Origin of the sequence: Staphylococcus sp. HMSC069D12 (assembly GCF_001810405.1) — a bacterium.
GTDB classification, from domain to species: Bacteria; Bacillota; Bacilli; order Staphylococcales; family Staphylococcaceae; genus Staphylococcus; species Staphylococcus haemolyticus.
Window position 1 is genome coordinate 83,242 of sequence record NZ_KV801114.1, and the last position, 17,496, is coordinate 100,737.

Genomic DNA, 17,496 nt, shown 5'->3' on the forward strand with positions numbered 1-17,496 from the left:
TTATTTTAATATTCATCAAAAATGATACGTTATAATTATACGCTTATCATTTCATTAGTCAATTTATGCTTTTGTAAATTTACAAATGATTGTGTAATTAATAGTTATTTATTGACTTAAATAATATAATGATTATATTGTTATCAAACTAACGATATGAGGTGACCAAGGTGCCAGAGAAACAATCCGATAAACAGGTATTAGCTTTTTTAGAAAAAGAAAGTCAATGGAAGGAATCTTATCAATATTTAAGAAATTTAATATTTGATGAGTCAGAATTAGAAGAAGTATATAAATGGATGCATCCAACATATACCATTAATGATAAAAATGTTATAACGATTCATGGTTTTAAACATTATGTAGCGTTACTATTTCATAAAGGTGCAATTTTAGAAGATAGATATAAAACGCTAATTCAACAAACAGAGCGAGTTCAAGCAGCAAGACAATTACGCTTTAAAACACTGGATGAAATTAAAGCGCGTCGAGATGAAATTTTATATTATATTAATGAAGCCATTGAAGTTGAAAAGGCCGGCAAGAAAGTTGAAATGAAGAAGACAGAGGACTATGAAATACCTGAAGAATTACAGCAAGCATTCAATGATAATCCTAAGTTAGAAGAGGCATTTTACAAATTAACACCTGGTAGACAGCATCAGTACATATATCACATTTCACAAGCAAAGCGCAGTCAAACAAGACAAAGCAGAGTTGAAAAATATATTGACCATATTCTTGATGGTAAAGGCATGTATGATAAATAAATGTTAAGAAAAAAGCTTTTAATCTTCATCTGTAGAGATGTCGATTAAAAGCTTTTATTTAAATCAAGTTAAAATGTATCGATGTGTTAATTCAAATTAGCCATTTAATTTAACTAAAATTTTAGCTTGAGATTTATCGTTTACTAATTGTTCGAATCCAGATTCAACAATGTTTTCCAATTCAATTTCATCTGTTACTACGCTCTTAACATCTAAGCTACTGTTCGCAATTAAATCAATTGTTTGTTGGAATGTAGTAGGTGAGTATGCAATTGTAGATGTTAATTGAACACCTGAGTTAGTTAATAACATTGGGTCGAAATCTACTGCATGAGCAAAGATTGATACGATGACAACTGTACCTCTTGGACGCGTAACTTGTACTGATTGAGATAATGTTACGCCAACACCAGCAACTTCAAATGTAACATCTACACCATTTTCAGTATGTTCGTTAATAAAGTCTACAGGATTTGTATTACCAGAGTTAACTACATGTGTAGCGCCGACTTCTTTAGCTTTAGCTAAACGCTCTTCAGATAAATCAAATACGAAGATTTTACTTGCACCAGCTGCTTTAGCTGCAACAATTGTTAATAAACCAATTGGACCAGCACCAAATACTGCTACTGTATCACCAAATAATAATTTACCTTCTTTAACTGCTTGAACCGCAACTGCAGTTGGTTCTACTAAAGCGCCTTCTTTATCGGATACACTTTCAGGTAATGCATATACATTTTCTTCTGGTGCATTTGTAAATTCTGCAAAGCCACCATCAGAACCTAAACCGATAAATGAATAACCATCATATAAGTCAACACTTTCATCTTTCTCATGTTTAGATACAGTTGGGTTAACAACTACACGGTCACCTTTTTTATATTTAGTAACGTCTTTACCAACTTCTTCAACAACACCAGCAAACTCATGACCTAAAGTAACAGGTGCTTTTTGTCCAAGTAGTGGATCAGGTTTATCTGTAGAGATGAAGACTGGTCCTTCTAAGTATTCATGTAAATCAGTTCCGCAAATACCTGCCCATGAAACTTTTACTTTTACTTCATTGTCTTTTAATTGCTTAGGTTCACGATCTTCCACGCGAACATCTTTTTGACCATACCATACTGCTGCTTTCATTATTACAACACCCCTTCAATAAATACTTATTACACCTATAGACTAATACTATTAATTTCGTAATGCAATTTTGAATTCAGCTTTATAATATTTATTTAGAAAAGTTTGACAATTTCATGGATTTTATTGTTAGCAACTTTATTTTCGACAGTTTTTAACTTGATCATGCTTGAAACATCTTAAAAAAATTGTAATTGTGAATTTTTTTAATCTTTTTATATAAGAAATGTTTCAAAAAATTATATAGGGTATATAGATATAAAAGATGAAAAAAGTTTGAATTATATTGAAATTGAATTTATTAAAATTTTATGAAGCAAAGGCCATGAGGCTCTTGTTTAACTTATTACGTATTTGTTTAACAATGGGGCTACTGGCCTTTTTGTTTTATGAGCTTTTTTATCTGGCAACAATAGGAAGGAGCAATCTAATGACGCTAAGTATTAAAAACTTAACAAAAATATACTCTGGCAATAAAAAAGCAGTAGATAACATTTCATTAGATATTGAATCTGGTGAATTTATTGCCTTTATTGGGACAAGCGGTAGCGGTAAAACGACAGCTTTACGAATGATTAACCGAATGATTGAAGCCACTGACGGCACAATTGAAATGAATGGGAAGAATGTTCGAAATATGAATCCAGTTGAATTACGTAGAAGTATTGGCTATGTTATTCAACAAATTGGATTGATGCCTCATATGACCATTAGAGAAAATATTGTCTTGGTACCAAAGTTGCTTAAATGGTCTAAAGAGAAGAAGGATGCTAAAGCAAAAGAATTAATCAAGTTAGTAGACTTACCTGAAGACTATTTAGATCGTTATCCATCAGAATTATCAGGTGGTCAACAACAACGTATTGGTGTTGTGCGTGCATTAGCTGCAGAGCAAGATATCATCTTAATGGATGAACCTTTTGGTGCATTGGATCCAATTACGAGAGACACTTTACAGGATTTAGTTAAAGATCTTCAAAAGAAATTAGGAAAAACATTTATTTTCGTGACACATGATATGGACGAAGCCATAAAGCTCGCAGACCGAATTTGTATCATGTCTAAAGGGAAAGTTGTTCAATACGATACACCGGATAATATTCTTAGAAATCCTGCCAATGATTTCGTTAGAGAATTTATTGGACAAAATAGATTGATTCAAGATCGTCCGAATATGAGAACGGTTGAAGATGCGATGATTAAGCCTGTTACGGTAAATGCCAACGACACACTCAATGACGCAGTCAACGTTATGCGACAAAGACGTGTCGACACAATATTTGTTGTTAACAATCATCATCATTTACTTGGATTCCTAGATATTGAAGATATTAACCAAGGGTTACGTCAACGTAAGGAATTAATCGATACAATGCAACGAGATGTTTACAAAGTCCATATTGATTCTAAATTACAAGACTCCGTACGTACGATATTAAAGAGAAATGTTAGAAACGTACCAGTCGTTGATAATGACAACGCGCTTATAGGTCTAATTACACGTGCTAATCTTGTCGACATTGTCTATGACTCTATTTGGGGTGAAGAAGATGATGAGATGACATTGTCTGATTCGTACATGAATGATGTCGAATGTGAAAATGAGTTAGGTAACATCGAAAAAAATGAACATGCCGAAGACCGTCCAAATGACGCTATAACAAAGCAAAAAGATGTTACAGATAGATTAGATACGCATGATGTGAAGAATTCTGATCATTCGGGAGTTGATCGTTAATGCGCCAATTTTTCCAAGAATATGGAAGCCAACTTGTATCGAAAACGATAGAACACTTTTACATATCAATTATCGCGTTATTAATTGCGATTGTAGTTGCGGTTCCGTTAGGCATTTTATTATCTAAGACGAAACGTACTGCAAATGTAGTGTTAACGATAGCGGGTGTGCTTCAAACGATTCCGACGTTAGCAGTATTAGCCATTATGATTCCAATCTTTGGTGTAGGTAAGACGCCAGCGATTGTCGCATTGTTCATTTATGTATTGTTACCAATTTTAAACAACACAGTTCTAGGAGTACAAAATATTGATAAGAATATCATCCAAGCTGGAACAAGTATGGGTATGACAAAGATGCAGTTAATGAAAGATGTCGAATTGCCATTAGCCTTACCACTTATAATTAGTGGTATACGTTTATCAAGTGTATACGTAATCAGCTGGGCTACATTAGCTAGTTACGTTGGCGCTGGTGGACTCGGTGATTTAGTCTTTAACGGATTAAATTTATATCAGCCACCAATGATTATTAGTGCTGCAATTCTTGTAACGTGTCTAGCTTTACTTGTCGATTTCATACTTTCTTTTATTGAAAAGTGGGCCGTGCCTAAAGGGCTTAAAGTATCTAGATAAATACAACGGGAGGATTTTAAAATTATGAAAAAGTTAAAACTTACTTTCATACTTCTTGCTATGTCTCTCATCGTATTATCTGGATGTAGTTTACCAGGTTTAGGCGATGGTGACGGTAAAGATAGTGTGAAAATTACTGCCACAGAAACTAGTGAAACAAAAATTATGGCAAATATTGAAAAATTAATGATAGAACATTATACAAATGGCAAAATTAAACCTACTATTGTTGGTAATTTAGGTTCCAGTATTATTCAACATAATGCATTACAACGTGGAGATGTGAATATGTCAGCAGTAAGATATACTGGAACAGAATTGACGAGTGTACTTGATGCCCCACCAACAAAAGATACTAAAAAAGCAATGTCAGAGTCACAAAGATTATTTAAAGAAAAATATAATCAGAAATATTATGACTCATTTGGGTTTGAAAATACGTATGCATTCATGGTTACTAAAGAAATAGCTGAGAAATATCATTTAGAAAAAGTTTCAGACTTAAAAAGATATAAAGATGAATTACGTTTAGGTATGGATACACAATGGATGAACCGTGCTGGTGATGGATATCCAGCTTTCCAAAAAGACTATGGGTTTAAATTTGCGAGTGCACGCCCAATGCAAATTGGTTTGGTGTACGATGCTTTGAAAAATAAAAAATTAGATGTTGCTGTTGGTTATTCAACAGATGGACGTATCGCTGCTTACGATTTGAAAATCTTAAAAGATGATCGTAAATTCTTCCCACCATATGATGGAAGTCCATTAGCCACTGAAAAATTAATCAAAGATCACCCTGAAATTGATAAAGCACTGAAAAAATTACAGGGACAAATTAGTACTAAAGAAATGCAGAAATTAAACTATGAAGCGGATGGAAAAGGTAAAGAACCTGCCGTTATTGCAGAAGAATATTTGAAGAAACATAATTATTTTGAAGATGACAGTAAGAAAGGTGGTCAAAAATAATGAAAGGTAACTTGTTAAGCTCACTTTATGAATACTATACCTTGAACTTTGGCTATCTGATGGAACTCTTTTTCAAACATTTATTAATGTCTATTTATGGTGTGTTATTCGCTTGTATTATTGGCATTCCGATAGGGATATTAATTTCAAGATATACGAAGTTATCATGGCCTATTATTACTATCGCGAATATTATCCAGACAGTTCCAGCAATCGCAATGTTAGCAATACTTATGCTAGCACTTGGGTTAGGTCCTAATACTGTAGTGTTTGCAGTATTCTTATATGCGTTACTTCCAATTATTAAGAATACGTACACTGGCATTACCGAAGTAGACTACAATATTAAAGATGCAGGCAAGGGGATGGGAATGACTAAGAATCAAGTCATGCGTATGATTGAATTGCCATTGTCATTATCAGTGATTATTGGTGGTATCCGTATTGCTCTAGTTGTAGCGATTGGTATCGTGGCAATTGGCTCATTTATTGGAGCTTCAACACTAGGGGATATTATTATACGTGGTACAAACTCTACTGATGGTACGGTTTATATACTTGCTGGTGCCATTCCTATTGCGTTAATTGCGATTATTATAGATTTAGGATTACGCTTCTTAGAAAAGAAACTTGATCCAACAAGTAATAGTAAGAAGCGAGACAATAAAGTTCAAAGCATCAATTAATGGTTGCAAACCGAAAAGAACCTGAACACAACATTGTGTTCAGGTTCTTTTTAAAATGTTTAGAATAAAATTGAAGCTAATGGTGGAACAATGGCAACGATAATTACGCCAACGATAACAACGGCGATACTACCCATTGACTCTTCAGTTTCACCAAGTTCTTTGGCTGAAGCTACGCCAAGTGTATGTCCACTCGTACCAAGTGCTAAACCACGAGCAATTGGATTTGAAATTTTAAACCACTTAACAATTTTAGTGCCTAATGCAGAAATAACAACGGCATTTAGAATAACGGCTAATGACGTTAACTCTTTAACGCCGCCAATACCTTGTGATACTGGAAGGGCGATCGCAGTTGTAGCAGCTTGTGGTAGCATTGAAGCACCAATTTGATTGCCTAATTGGAATACAATAGCTACTAAGTAAATTAAGATAAGTGCGATTAACGTTCCAATTGCGATACCACCAAAAATTTGTAGCCAATATTTTTTGAGTACATCACGTTTTTTATATAAAGGGATGGCGAAACTAATTGTTGCTGGCTCTAAGAAGAAGTTAATAATGTCTCCACCTATTTTGTAATTTTCATAACTAATACCTGTTACTTTTAAAAATACGATCCCCGCAATCATTGCTACAAAAAGTGGTGCTAGTAAGAAGAAACCGTTCGTTTTTTTATAGAAATATTGTGCAATGACAAATGGTATTAATGAGACTAATATACCAAAATACGGTGTTGTAATTCCTAAATGATCTACCATTAGTTACCCTCCCCAAGTTTAGTTTGTTCATTTTGTTCTTTAGATGGGAATAATGTTTTTGTTACGAACAATTGTGAGACAAATCCTACACAGATAAGTAGTAATAACGTTGAAATAATAATTAATAACAATATTAAAATTGGGTGTTGGCTTAATATTGGTAAAGAATTGATAACCGAAATTCCGGCCGGTACGAATAAGAAACTAATATTATTCGTTAATGCTGTGCCGACACCTTCAACTTGACCCAATTTGACAACACCAGTACATAATAGGATGAATAGTAATACGAGTCCTATTACTGACGCTGGCATAGGAAATGGTATGAAACTTTCAATAATTTTAGATATAAATAGTACGATAGCAATCGTTAATGCTTGCTGAAAGAAATTATACGTTTTTGCTAACTTATGATTTCCTTTATGAGCATTACTTTGTGATTGTTTATTTGCCATATTTTAACGCTCCCTTTCTCTTTCCCTTACAAATAGAATATTATGGAAACGCTTACTATTGTGAGTTTTGTCTGTGACTTACAAAAATTAGGACGTGAGTTACAATATATTCAAGTTGAAAATCAAATAGACAAAATAATAGCAAATGGTACGGCGTTTTTCTATAAATAAAAAGTATTTAACCTAAACTTGCATAACGAAAAATGTTATTAGCAAGTGGCTAAATACTCATTAATGAAATTATATATAAGTTAATTATTCGTTCGTTTATGCAAGGCCAATTTCATGTTTAAATGCTTTCATAAATGAACGACTGACTTGAAATTTGTCTCCAGAAGTCATGGTTACTTGATAAGTATAATTGAACCAATGTTCAACGCTATCGATATGCGTTTTATTAATAATAGTCGCACGATGGATTTTAATAAATGTGTTATTCGATAATTTCTTTTCATAATAGTTAAGTGGTTCATTTGTTTGGTAAGTGCGGTTGATAGTATTTATCGTTGTTATCCCATTGTTGACTGAAACTGCCGTGATGTCGTCTTTTTGGATTACATAGATACGTTCATTCATTTCAATTGGCAGTACGGTTTGGTCTCCGTTATCATGACGTTCATCTCGTTGCATTGATTGAGTAGATGATTCACTTGGTGCATGATCTATCTCATTACTATTAGATAGTTGATGCTTAACTTTATTTACTGCTTGCTCTATACGCTCAAGTTCAAAAGGCTTGAGTATATAATCAATTGCATCAAGTTCAAAGGCTTTAACTGCAAATGTATCGTGTGCAGTGGCAAAAATAATATGTGGTGGCTGTTTCATTTTCTTTATCTTTTGTGCTAAATCTATACCACTTTCATCCATAAGATTGATATCTAAAAAGACTAAATCATATGTTTCTGATAAAAGTCTTTCTAACGTTTCTTCAATGTTTTCGGCCTCATCAATTACGTTAAATCCTGAGATCTCATTTAATAAGTAATGAAGCTCATTTCGAGCTAATGGTTCATCATCAACGATTAACGTCTTCACCTAAATATCCTCCTTTATTGTATATGATGGTATATGACAACTTACCGTCGTTCCTATTTCTGTTGATTCAAAATGTAAAGCGGCCTTAGTGCCGTAAAGTCCTATTAACCGTCTGTTTAAATTTTCTAAGGCACTACCAGTTCCTGTCTCTGAATCAACACTCATTTGTCCAATCAATGGTAACTTATCATCATCAATTCCACTTCCATTATCACGAACGGTTAGTGTTAATTCTTCGTTGTCATGATGTGCAGTCACATCAATAATATTATCTTTACGGCGATGTTTAAAGGCGTGTTTAATAGCATTCTCAACTAGGATTTGAATGACGAAAGGTGGGATGAGCACATGTTTACAAGATGAATCAATATGATATTCAATTGTGAATCGATCAGGGAAGCGTGCTTGTTCTAATGCTAAGTAGGCCTCAACTTGTTGCAACTCTTTCTCCAAAGTAATGGTGTTATTTCGAGCACCTTGCAGATTTGATCTAAAGAATTGGCTTAACTGCAATAATAACTTTCTTGCCTTTTCACTATCAATACGTACGAGGGCTGAAATGGTATTAATCGCATTAAAGAAGAAGTGCGGATTAACTTGTGCTTGTAATGATTTGATTTCAGCATCTTTTAAAAGTTTACTTTGCATTTCGGCCTGACCCAATTCTAATTGACTTGAGAAGATATCTGCTAAGCCACGTGCGAGTTGTTTCGTTGATGTCGTATTATCATATTCATTTGTAAAATAAAATTTTAATGTGCCGGCTACTTCTTGATTAATCATTAAAGGAATGACGATTGCAGATGTTAAAGTACAATTTGGATTGTTGCATCCGATTTCTTCTTTAGAGTGTGCCTCTTTTAATTGACCAGTTTTTATAACATCTTTTGATAAATCAGTAATGATCGCTTTTTTTGCAACATGATGGTCACTTGCAGCACCTACATGCGTTAAAATATCTGTTCTGTTTGTGATAGCAACTGCCGATACGTTCATCAATTTCAGAATGATTTCAGCAACGGAACGTGCAGACTGTTCAGTTAAACCAGACCTAAGATACGGCAACGTTTTATTCGCTATTTCGAAAACATCATGCGTTTGAATAGCACGGGTTTGCTCTTCTTGTTTTAATGTTGAAAGTATTATAGATAAGAAGATAGCTGTCCCAATACTATTGATTAAAATCATAGGTAAAGCGATGAATTGAACAAGCGACCATGCAGACGCTGTATCGTTGGCAAAGAAGAGAATGCATGCCATTTGAATTGCTTCATTAAGTGCACCAATAATGGCACCCATTAAAACGGTTGGGTAAGTATAGAGACGCATTGTACGATAACCATAAAACCCTGATATGAGTGCGATGAAAATAGATGAAATGAGATAGGTGTATGCATTTGCACCGCCAATATAAAGGCGTGACAACCCTGATACAATGCCTACTATAATTGCGACGAAAGGTCCGCCAATTAAACCAGACATCCCTATTGTTAATACACGTGTATTTGCCATAGATGCATCGTCATTAAGGTGGTAATAAATGTTACTAGTTACAATATGTCCATTTTCAATTTCAATTCCAGTGAAATTTGAAGTTATAGCAAATAGAGCGAACAAAATTGTTAATTGCCATTGAGAACGCAATTTTTCGCGTTCACCCATCATCGTTTTAAAGTGATTAATATTCATTAACATATAGGCGATAATAATGATTAACCCTACACGTTCAAGCAATAATATAAATAAATTAAACATAGTAAGCACCTATTCAATGTAGTTTCAGTTAAAATAATTATCCTTTCTTTAATTATAATATGGATAATTTTAACTTAATAGTTTAAAATTAAAACTTATAATTTGTAGGTATCTAATTATTGATTTATTGCACTTTTGAGTATGTTGTTAAAAATATTTATTGAAAAAGTTAGAGTATATTATTAAGTCATTTCTTCTTAATTATGATAAGGTTTTCAATGTAAACGAATTTCTAAGTGAGTGTCGTATCAAACATAAGCAAACGTCAAATAATGTAAGTCATGATGCACATGTTAATAAATTATAGAAATAAGGGACTAATTGATTAAAGTCATAGACATAAAAGGTATGACACTTATTATGGTTGCTTCATTATGACGTATATCAACTTGAGTAGATTAGTTTTAGGGTAATTTAGGAGGAATTTTTCGAGATGGAGTCTTCAAAACAATTTAGGGGAGATAATAAATTACTAATTGGTATTATAATCGGGGTACTTACGTTCTGGTTATTTGCACAATCATTAGTGAACGTTGTTCCAACGTTACAGTCTTCATTTAACACAGACATGGGTACGATTAATATTGCCATTAGTTTAACTGCATTGTTCTCTGGACTATTTATTGTAGGGGCAGGAGATATTGCAGACAAATTAGGCCGAGTAAAAATGACATATATCGGCTTAGCATTAAATATTATTGGATCATTATGTTTAATCATCGCACCTGTCGCATGGTTGTTATTAGTAGGTCGTGCGTTACAAGGTTTATCTGGTGCTTTAATTATGCCGTCTACACTTGCAATAATAAATGAATATTACATAGGAAAAGAAAGGCAACGCGCTGTCAGTTACTGGTCTATAGGTTCTTGGGGCGGTAGTGGTATTTGTTCATTATTTGGTGGTTTCATGGCCTCAACGATCGGATGGCAGTGGATTTTTATTGTTTCAATTGCACTTTCAATTTTAGCCTTTTTCTTAATTAAACATACACCCGAGACTAAAGTTGAACCGAATGCGAATGAAACTAAAACTAAATTTGACATTACTGGTTTAATACTATTAGTTATTACACTATTGAGTGTTAACGTGATGGTTACGCAAGCTGCAGATCGTGGACTGTTCTCACCAATGATTTTATCACTTGGTGCTGTATTCTTAGTTGCGGGTATCCTGTTTATTATTAGAGAATTAAAAGTAGAGAACCCGTTAGTTGATTTTCATATTTTCAAAAATAAGGGTTACAGCGGTGCGACATTATCAAACTTTATGTTAAATGGTGTTGCCGGTGGTACACTTATTGTTGTTAATACGTATTATCAAAGTCAATTAGGCTTTAGTTCACTACAAGCAGGTTTAATTTCAATTACGTACCTTGTAGCTGTGCTAGTCATGATTCGTGTTGGTGAAAAATTGTTACAAAAACTTGGTGCTAAAAAGCCATTACTAATAGGTAGTGGATTTGCATTCTTAGGATTATTACTATTATCTTTAACATTTTTACCAAATGTTGCTTATATTATTTCAAGTATTATAGGTTACTTATTATTTGGTATTGGTTTAGGTACATATGCCACACCTTCTACTGATACAGCGGTTGCGGAAGCGCCTGACGACAAAGTAGGGGTAGCATCTGGATTGTATAAAATGGCATCATCTTTAGGTAATGCCTTTGGTGTTGCGATGTCTAGTACCATTTATGGTTTTGGCGCATCATTAATGAATTTACAACTAGGTGGCGCTGCTGGTGTATTATTCAATGCCGGAATTGCTTTAACCGCATTTATAGTTATCTTGATTTTAGTTCCTAAGAAATTAAGAACAGATTAATATAAATATTAGTTTTTAAAAGATAGAGATATCGAATTCAATAAGAGTTCGATATCTTTTTTAATAAATTAAAGAACAATTTATATTTAATTATCTTAAAATTGTGAATATTCCGTTTACAATATTGACTCTACAAATTTAAAGTAGTATTTTAAAAACATCATTAGAAAAAAGGGGTCGTGATTTATGAAAATAGCAATTGCAGGTTCTGGCGCGTTAGGAAGCGGATTTGGTGCGATGTTATACCGTCAAGGTTATGATGTAACGTTAATTGATGGATGGGAGCCACAAGCGAAAGCAGTTAAACAAGAAGGTTTACATATAGACATCAATGGTGAAAATCATCATCTTACCATGACGATGTATCAACATAACGATATTCCTCAAGATGCTCAATTTGATGTTATCTTTTTATTTACTAAAGCGATGCAGTTACAAGATATGCTGGAACATATTAAAGCACACATTCATGACAATACAATTATGGTTTGTACTATGAATGGTTTGAAACACGAGCGTTTAATTCAACATTATGTTGATGAATCACGAATTGTGCGCGGTGTTACTACATGGACTGCAGGATTAGAATCTCCTGGACATACGCATTTAATGGGTGCAGGTCCGGTTGAAATTGGTGCACTTGTACCTGAAGGTCAAGCTAATGTTGATGTCGTGTATGAACTGTTAGATCAATCTGGTCTTAATCCATATAAAAGTGAGCAGTTGCAACAATCAATTTGGAAGAAAATTTGTGTGAATGGTACTGCTAATGCACTTTGTACGATTTTAGAATGTCGTTTATCAAATTTGAATGAGAGTGATTATGCGAAACAGCTTATTTACAAGATTACACAGGAAATTGTACAAGTAGCAACGGTAGATGGCGTACATTTAAATGGAGATGAAGTTTACAATTATCTCATCGATTTAAATGAAAAGGTAGGCCCACATTATCCATCAATGTATCAAGATTTGATTAACAATAATCGACTTACAGAAATTGATTATATTAATGGAGCAGTTGCTCAATTAGGTAAAGAACATCATATAGATGCTCCAGTTAACCAATTTGTAGCGAATCTGGTACATGCGAAAGAACAACAACGACATGCAAAATAATGTCCACTTAGAAGGTGTGAAGGACATGTTTTCATCTAATATGCTAATACAAAGTATGTTAGTTGTGACTTAAGATTCAAATATGAAACCAATTTAATATATAAGGCTTGGAGTGAGATGTTGAATTCAAATTGAATTCAACATCTCACTCCATTTTGAGTCGAATAATTATATCTTTGTGACTAAAATTGATACGCTAAATCCTTAATTTAATATGAATGATTTTAAATTTTTCATAAAAGGGTAGAAGAAAGTTAAGTGAATTTGAAGGAGCTGTTATTAGAATGAATCGTTCAACGAAACGTGTCATCATTACGAGTATTGTAGGTGGATTGCTAAGTGGTGCAGTTAAGATTGGTTGGGAAGCTATCGTTCCGCCTAGAACACCTGACCGTGAGAAAGAAACCCCTCCAATGACATTATTGAATCAGGTGGGTTTACCAGATTCGATCAAAAAAGCAACCTATCACTATAATGGTAATGATATTCCAATAACGGTTATGGGTATTCATTATGGCTTCTCTGTAGCAAATGCTTTAGCATATGGCTTATTAGCTGAAAAATTCCCAAGAATCACAGCATTGAAAGGATCATTATTTGGCGTTGCTATACATATTGCATTTCATGAATATTTATTGCCAAAGTTGAATTTGACACCTCAGGTTAAAGACTTACCTTATGAAGAACGATTTTCAGAGTTGTTCGGTCATATTGTTTGGATGAATACTATTGATATGATTAGAGATTCAAGTAAGTAGGTTAGATTGAGATATTCATTTTCAGAAAAAGAGAAATAGAAAGGTGAGTACAATAAAGACTAAAATATTTATTACAGGCGCAACAGGATTAATCGGAACAAGATTAACACAACGTTTGATTGAAGAAGGACACGAGGTTGCCGGATTTACTACATCTGAGAGAGGTAAAGAGAAATTAGAAGGACTAAACGCTAAAGCGTATATTGGCGATATCTTAAAAGCGGATACTATTGATGCAGCAATTGATGACTTTCGTCCTGAAATTATCATTAATCAAATTACAGATTTAAAAAATGTTGATATGGTAGCAAACTCAAAAGTGCGTATAGAGGGCGGTAAAAACCTAACTGATGCGGCACTTAAATATGATGTTAAAAAAGTAGTAGCTCAAAGTATTGGTTTCATGTATGAACCAGGAGAAGGACTTGCTACTGAAGAAACACCATTAGATAATCATTCAGATGGTGACAGAAAAATTACGGTAGATGGCGTGATTGGACTTGAAAAAGAAACCGCTCGTATGGACCAATATGTTGTGTTACGTTTCAGTTGGTTATATGGAGCAGGTACTTGGTATGGTAAAGAGGGTATGATTTATAATCAATTTAAAGATGGAGAAGTAACATTGTCAGATGGTGTCACATCATTCATTCATTTAGATGATGCTGTTGAAGTATCTATTCAAGCGATGAACTTTGATACTGGTATTTATAATGTTGCAGATGATGAGCCAGTAAAAGGATCAGACTTTGTAGCATGGTATTCAAAAGAAGTTAGTGCGGATCCTGAAGTCACTATCCAACCCGTACAACCATTTGAACGTGGCATCACCAATGACAAGTTTAAAGAACAAGGTGGTACACTAATCTACAATACATGGAAAGATGGTATGCATCCTTTAAAATAAGATTGTAGAAATGAAATAAAGAGGCTGGGATATTATTCCTATAGAAATAGCTAGTAAATGAGTCTTAAAAACTTCATTTGCTAGTTTCTTTATTTACAATACTTCGAATTATTGGCTCGCTTTCTTAGGAGTTAGCCTCACCCTGTAGTCTTCAGCTTGTCCTATTTTCTCAAGAGTCTCGCCAAAATACTTAGTATTTTTTATTCTTATACAAGAACTTAATATCCCAGTCTCTTTTTAGTATGTTTTGCTCTTTTTTGAGTTAGTCATTGTGATTTGTAGACTTACTTCTACGCTGTTCTTCAATTTGTTTACGTAACTGATCTCCAGCAGCTTTGCCTACTTTTGCATAATGGCTATGTGCAAAATGCATTTGAATAATTAAAAACGTTGCACTTATCGCCCAGTATAAACTTAAGGCTGAAGCAGATTGCAGTGATGCATAAATAATAAATAATGGAGATAACACCATCATGACATAGTATGTGCGGCGTTCTTCTTTTGGATAATGCATTGCATTTACCATAGGTTGAATGAGGTAAAGTAAAGCTGCTATAAATGTCATGATTAAATCCGTATGCATTAAATTGAACCATAAAAAGTGAGGGTGCTCGATAATACCACCACTCGTTGGATATTTAATACAAGCGTATAAACCTAATAAAATAGGAATTTGGATTAATATTGGTAAAGTTCCAACTAGGCTTTTGAATGGATTAATACCATAGTCGTTGTACTTTTTCATTAATAATTTATTAGCTGCAGTACGTTCTTCTTGTGTATCAGCATTCTTTAGTTTATCTTGTAGTTTCTCAATTTCCGGTTTAACTACCTGAGTTTTACCTCTCATAATGTGAATGTTTTTCACTTGGATAAACATTAGTGGCATTAGTACAAGACGTATGATAAGTACAATGACAATAATGGCTAATCCATAATTCTCATGGAATGTTCGACCTAAGAAGTGAAGTAACATATCCATTGGCTTAACAAATATAGTATAAAAGAACCCATGTTGATCTTCTTTATGAGAATAGTCACATCCACCCAATAATATGACAACACTCATTATGAATAAGGACCATTTTTTTCTCATTTATAATCTCCTATGTGCTTGAGGTCTTTAATAATCTTAGTCTTTAATATGTTTAGCTTAACATATTCGCATGATAAGCGTAGCGGTTAATCTCAATTTTATGACTTTGATTTATTTGTAAATGTAATTATTTTTAAAAGAGTCAAACCAAAAAGACTCGTTAATAAAGTGATGAAACCTAGTATAGTGACTTTAGCTGGTGCCGGTAGCCAAGACATAATAAATTGCCAATCAGAGCCATTTAGTAACAATGAAGGCAATACATGTAGAAGACCTAAAATTAAAATAAAGGCGATTGAAAGTATGAGTATTCGATATTTCGTGTTTCTATGTTGAACGCTTAATAGGATCGGTTGATGACTGGTGATATGACGATATAAGTAAATCAAAGTTATAGCAACCATGATCCAAATCACGATTGTAACTACAATAATCATAGTTTTGTATTGATTGATGTAGTATTGTACCGTATCAATATGCTGTCCTTGACTTAATTGCGTATTTATATGTTTGGCAAGCGTTGGAGTATGACTAGAATAAGCATTTGCGAGAACAACAATGCCATAGTCTTTCTTAGGATTCAAAATAATATAAGAAGAATAGTTCTCAAGCGTACCTGGATGATAGATAAGTGTTTCTTGATTATCCTTAGTGATAAACCAGCCTGTTGCATATTGAGAATCATCATCGTCATTTGTTTTAACCTTTGGTTTGTGTGTAGCTTCAACTAAAGATTTTAAATGTTTTGGGGGATGAAGTTGAAATTTTATCCAAGGTTCTAAGTCACGTGTGCTAGCCATTAAATAGGCTGACGGGTTATCACCGATATTAAACTTTGGATTATCTGAGTATGCTTTATTATGTTGAATATCATACCCCTGAGCATCATCTCCGCCCTTTTTATTACTCTCTTTAGTAGAAATATGTTTCATATTTAAAGGTTTGAAAATATGTTCACTCATATAAGATGAATAGGGAGAATGAGATATATTCTGAACAATTAAACCTAAAATATCGTAATTCATATTAGCATATTCGAACTGTTCTCCTGGTCGATGGTTCAGTGAATGACCATTAATACTGTTAACAATTCCATCTAGACTATCCGTCTTTTTTGTGATTTTATCATTGTCAGTGATATCTCTTGGAATACCACTAGTTTGAGATATTAATTGATTAATAGTGATTTCTACTTTTTTTCCTTTATATTTCATATGAAAGTTAGGTATGTATTTACTTATAGGGTCATTTAATTTGATTTTCCTTTCATTGACGAGTTGCATAATGGCATATCCCGTCATTGCTTTGGAATTAGAAGCAATTTCAAAGCGTGTATTAGAGGTTACTTTTTGTTTATTTTTAATGTTTGCATACCCATAACCTTTATTGAGTAACATTTTATTATCTTTAATAATTAATACAGAGACGCCTGGAATGTGACCATCATTCATTTCGTTTTTGACAATGCTGTCCAAATAATTTTGAGAAGTAGGGCTAATCATTGAATAGTTGGGTTGCCATTTAATCATGATTGAACAAATAAATAAGATAATAACTAATACGACTCCACTGAAAAGAAATGTCTTTTTCATTTTTAATCCTCTGATCATAAGATTTAAGTAGTGAACAATTTATACGTTAACGACAATAGTATAGCAAGTTTTTTGATAAATTGCTCTTGTGTTTCTTTTGTATAGCTATCTATTGATTTAAATTATTAATAATAGAAATTTTACAAATAAATATAACTGTAAAATGTAACTTTAATAGTAATAAATTACGTTAAAATAGTGGGGGCATCTATACTTTTTATCAAAATGGGAGTATATTTTATCCAT

The 17,496-nt window shown here is 33.4% G+C and carries 16 protein-coding genes; 9 read left to right on the forward strand and 7 right to left on the reverse strand.

The window, feature by feature from the left end; genetic code table 11:
* Positions 1–170: 170 nt before the first annotated feature.
* Positions 171–770 (forward strand): YdeI/OmpD-associated family protein, encoded by a 600-nt coding sequence (locus HMPREF2737_RS08890; protein ID WP_037550192.1) that lies wholly within the window; start codon positions 171–173, stop codon positions 768–770.
* A 96-nt stretch (positions 771–866) separates the two neighbouring features.
* Here HMPREF2737_RS08890 and HMPREF2737_RS08895 read toward each other — a convergent pair whose 3' ends face one another.
* The gene (locus HMPREF2737_RS08895) at positions 867–1,910 is read right to left on the reverse strand and encodes a 2,3-butanediol dehydrogenase (RefSeq protein ID WP_037550187.1); all 1,044 of its coding nucleotides are present in this window, start codon (positions 1,908–1,910) and stop codon (positions 867–869) included.
* Between the two features lie 430 nt (positions 1,911–2,340).
* Here HMPREF2737_RS08895 and HMPREF2737_RS08900 point away from each other — a divergent pair, with 430 nt between their 5' ends.
* The 4 genes from HMPREF2737_RS08900 to HMPREF2737_RS08915 are packed head-to-tail and all read left to right on the forward strand — an operon-like array spanning position 2,341 to position 5,941.
* On the forward strand, positions 2,341–3,648 hold the full coding sequence (locus tag HMPREF2737_RS08900; RefSeq protein WP_037550184.1) for a betaine/proline/choline family ABC transporter ATP-binding protein: 1,308 nt from the start codon (positions 2,341–2,343) through the stop codon (positions 3,646–3,648).
* Positions 3,648–4,283: an ABC transporter permease gene (locus HMPREF2737_RS08905; protein WP_037550181.1), complete on the forward strand. Its 636-nt coding sequence runs from the start codon at positions 3,648–3,650 to the stop codon at positions 4,281–4,283. The genes HMPREF2737_RS08900 and HMPREF2737_RS08905 overlap by 1 nt, the downstream gene beginning before the upstream one ends.
* Before the next feature lie 24 nt (positions 4,284–4,307).
* Complete coding sequence (locus HMPREF2737_RS08910; protein ID WP_037550179.1) at positions 4,308–5,255, forward strand: osmoprotectant ABC transporter substrate-binding protein; 948 nt, start codon at positions 4,308–4,310, stop codon at positions 5,253–5,255.
* The gene (locus tag HMPREF2737_RS08915; RefSeq protein ID WP_037550177.1) at positions 5,255–5,941 is read left to right on the forward strand and encodes an ABC transporter permease; all 687 of its coding nucleotides are present in this window, start codon (positions 5,255–5,257) and stop codon (positions 5,939–5,941) included. Before HMPREF2737_RS08910 ends, HMPREF2737_RS08915 begins: the two co-directional genes overlap by 1 nt.
* 59 nt (positions 5,942–6,000) lie before the next feature.
* On the opposite strand, the gene lrgB is transcribed toward HMPREF2737_RS08915, so the two are convergent.
* The 4 genes from lrgB to HMPREF2737_RS08935 all read right to left on the reverse strand — a co-directional run bounded on the left by lrgB (position 6,001) and on the right by HMPREF2737_RS08935 (position 9,950).
* Complete coding sequence (gene lrgB / locus HMPREF2737_RS08920) at positions 6,001–6,702, reverse strand: antiholin-like protein LrgB (protein ID WP_037550175.1); 702 nt, start codon at positions 6,700–6,702, stop codon at positions 6,001–6,003.
* Positions 6,702–7,157, reverse strand: a complete 456-nt coding sequence (gene lrgA / locus HMPREF2737_RS08925) for an antiholin-like murein hydrolase modulator LrgA (RefSeq protein WP_037550173.1) — start codon at positions 7,155–7,157, stop codon at positions 6,702–6,704. Before lrgA ends, lrgB begins: the two co-directional genes overlap by 1 nt.
* A gap of 267 nt (positions 7,158–7,424) precedes the next feature.
* Positions 7,425–8,195, reverse strand: coding sequence for a response regulator transcription factor LytR (locus HMPREF2737_RS08930; RefSeq protein ID WP_037550171.1), 771 nt, complete (start codon positions 8,193–8,195; stop codon positions 7,425–7,427).
* On the reverse strand, positions 8,196–9,950 hold the full coding sequence (locus tag HMPREF2737_RS08935) for a sensor histidine kinase (protein WP_037550169.1): 1,755 nt from the start codon (positions 9,948–9,950) through the stop codon (positions 8,196–8,198).
* Between the two features lie 433 nt (positions 9,951–10,383).
* On the opposite strand from HMPREF2737_RS08935, the gene HMPREF2737_RS08940 reads away from it, so the two are divergent.
* From HMPREF2737_RS08940 to HMPREF2737_RS08955, 4 genes are all read left to right on the forward strand, one after another.
* Positions 10,384–11,778 carry an MFS transporter gene (locus HMPREF2737_RS08940; protein WP_037550165.1) on the forward strand — a complete coding sequence of 465 codons (1,395 nt, stop codon included), beginning with the start codon at positions 10,384–10,386 and terminating at the stop codon, positions 11,776–11,778.
* Between the two features lie 186 nt (positions 11,779–11,964).
* Complete coding sequence (locus HMPREF2737_RS08945) at positions 11,965–12,897, forward strand: 2-dehydropantoate 2-reductase (RefSeq protein ID WP_037550162.1); 933 nt, start codon at positions 11,965–11,967, stop codon at positions 12,895–12,897.
* A gap of 284 nt (positions 12,898–13,181) precedes the next feature.
* Positions 13,182–13,655: a DUF1440 domain-containing protein gene (locus tag HMPREF2737_RS08950; RefSeq protein WP_037550159.1), complete on the forward strand. Its 474-nt coding sequence runs from the start codon at positions 13,182–13,184 to the stop codon at positions 13,653–13,655.
* A 52-nt stretch (positions 13,656–13,707) separates the two neighbouring features.
* On the forward strand, positions 13,708–14,562 hold the full coding sequence (locus HMPREF2737_RS08955) for an NAD-dependent epimerase/dehydratase family protein (protein ID WP_037550345.1): 855 nt from the start codon (positions 13,708–13,710) through the stop codon (positions 14,560–14,562).
* Positions 14,563–14,824: 262 nt separating this feature from the next.
* Here HMPREF2737_RS08955 and yidC read toward each other — a convergent pair whose 3' ends face one another.
* Together yidC and HMPREF2737_RS08965 are read right to left on the reverse strand one after the other, a co-directional pair.
* Positions 14,825–15,658 (reverse strand): membrane protein insertase YidC, encoded by an 834-nt coding sequence (gene yidC, locus HMPREF2737_RS08960; protein ID WP_037550156.1) that lies wholly within the window; start codon positions 15,656–15,658, stop codon positions 14,825–14,827.
* Between the two features lie 98 nt (positions 15,659–15,756).
* On the reverse strand, positions 15,757–17,250 hold the full coding sequence (locus tag HMPREF2737_RS08965; RefSeq protein ID WP_037550151.1) for a serine hydrolase FLP: 1,494 nt from the start codon (positions 17,248–17,250) through the stop codon (positions 15,757–15,759).
* Positions 17,251–17,496 lie beyond the last annotated feature (246 nt).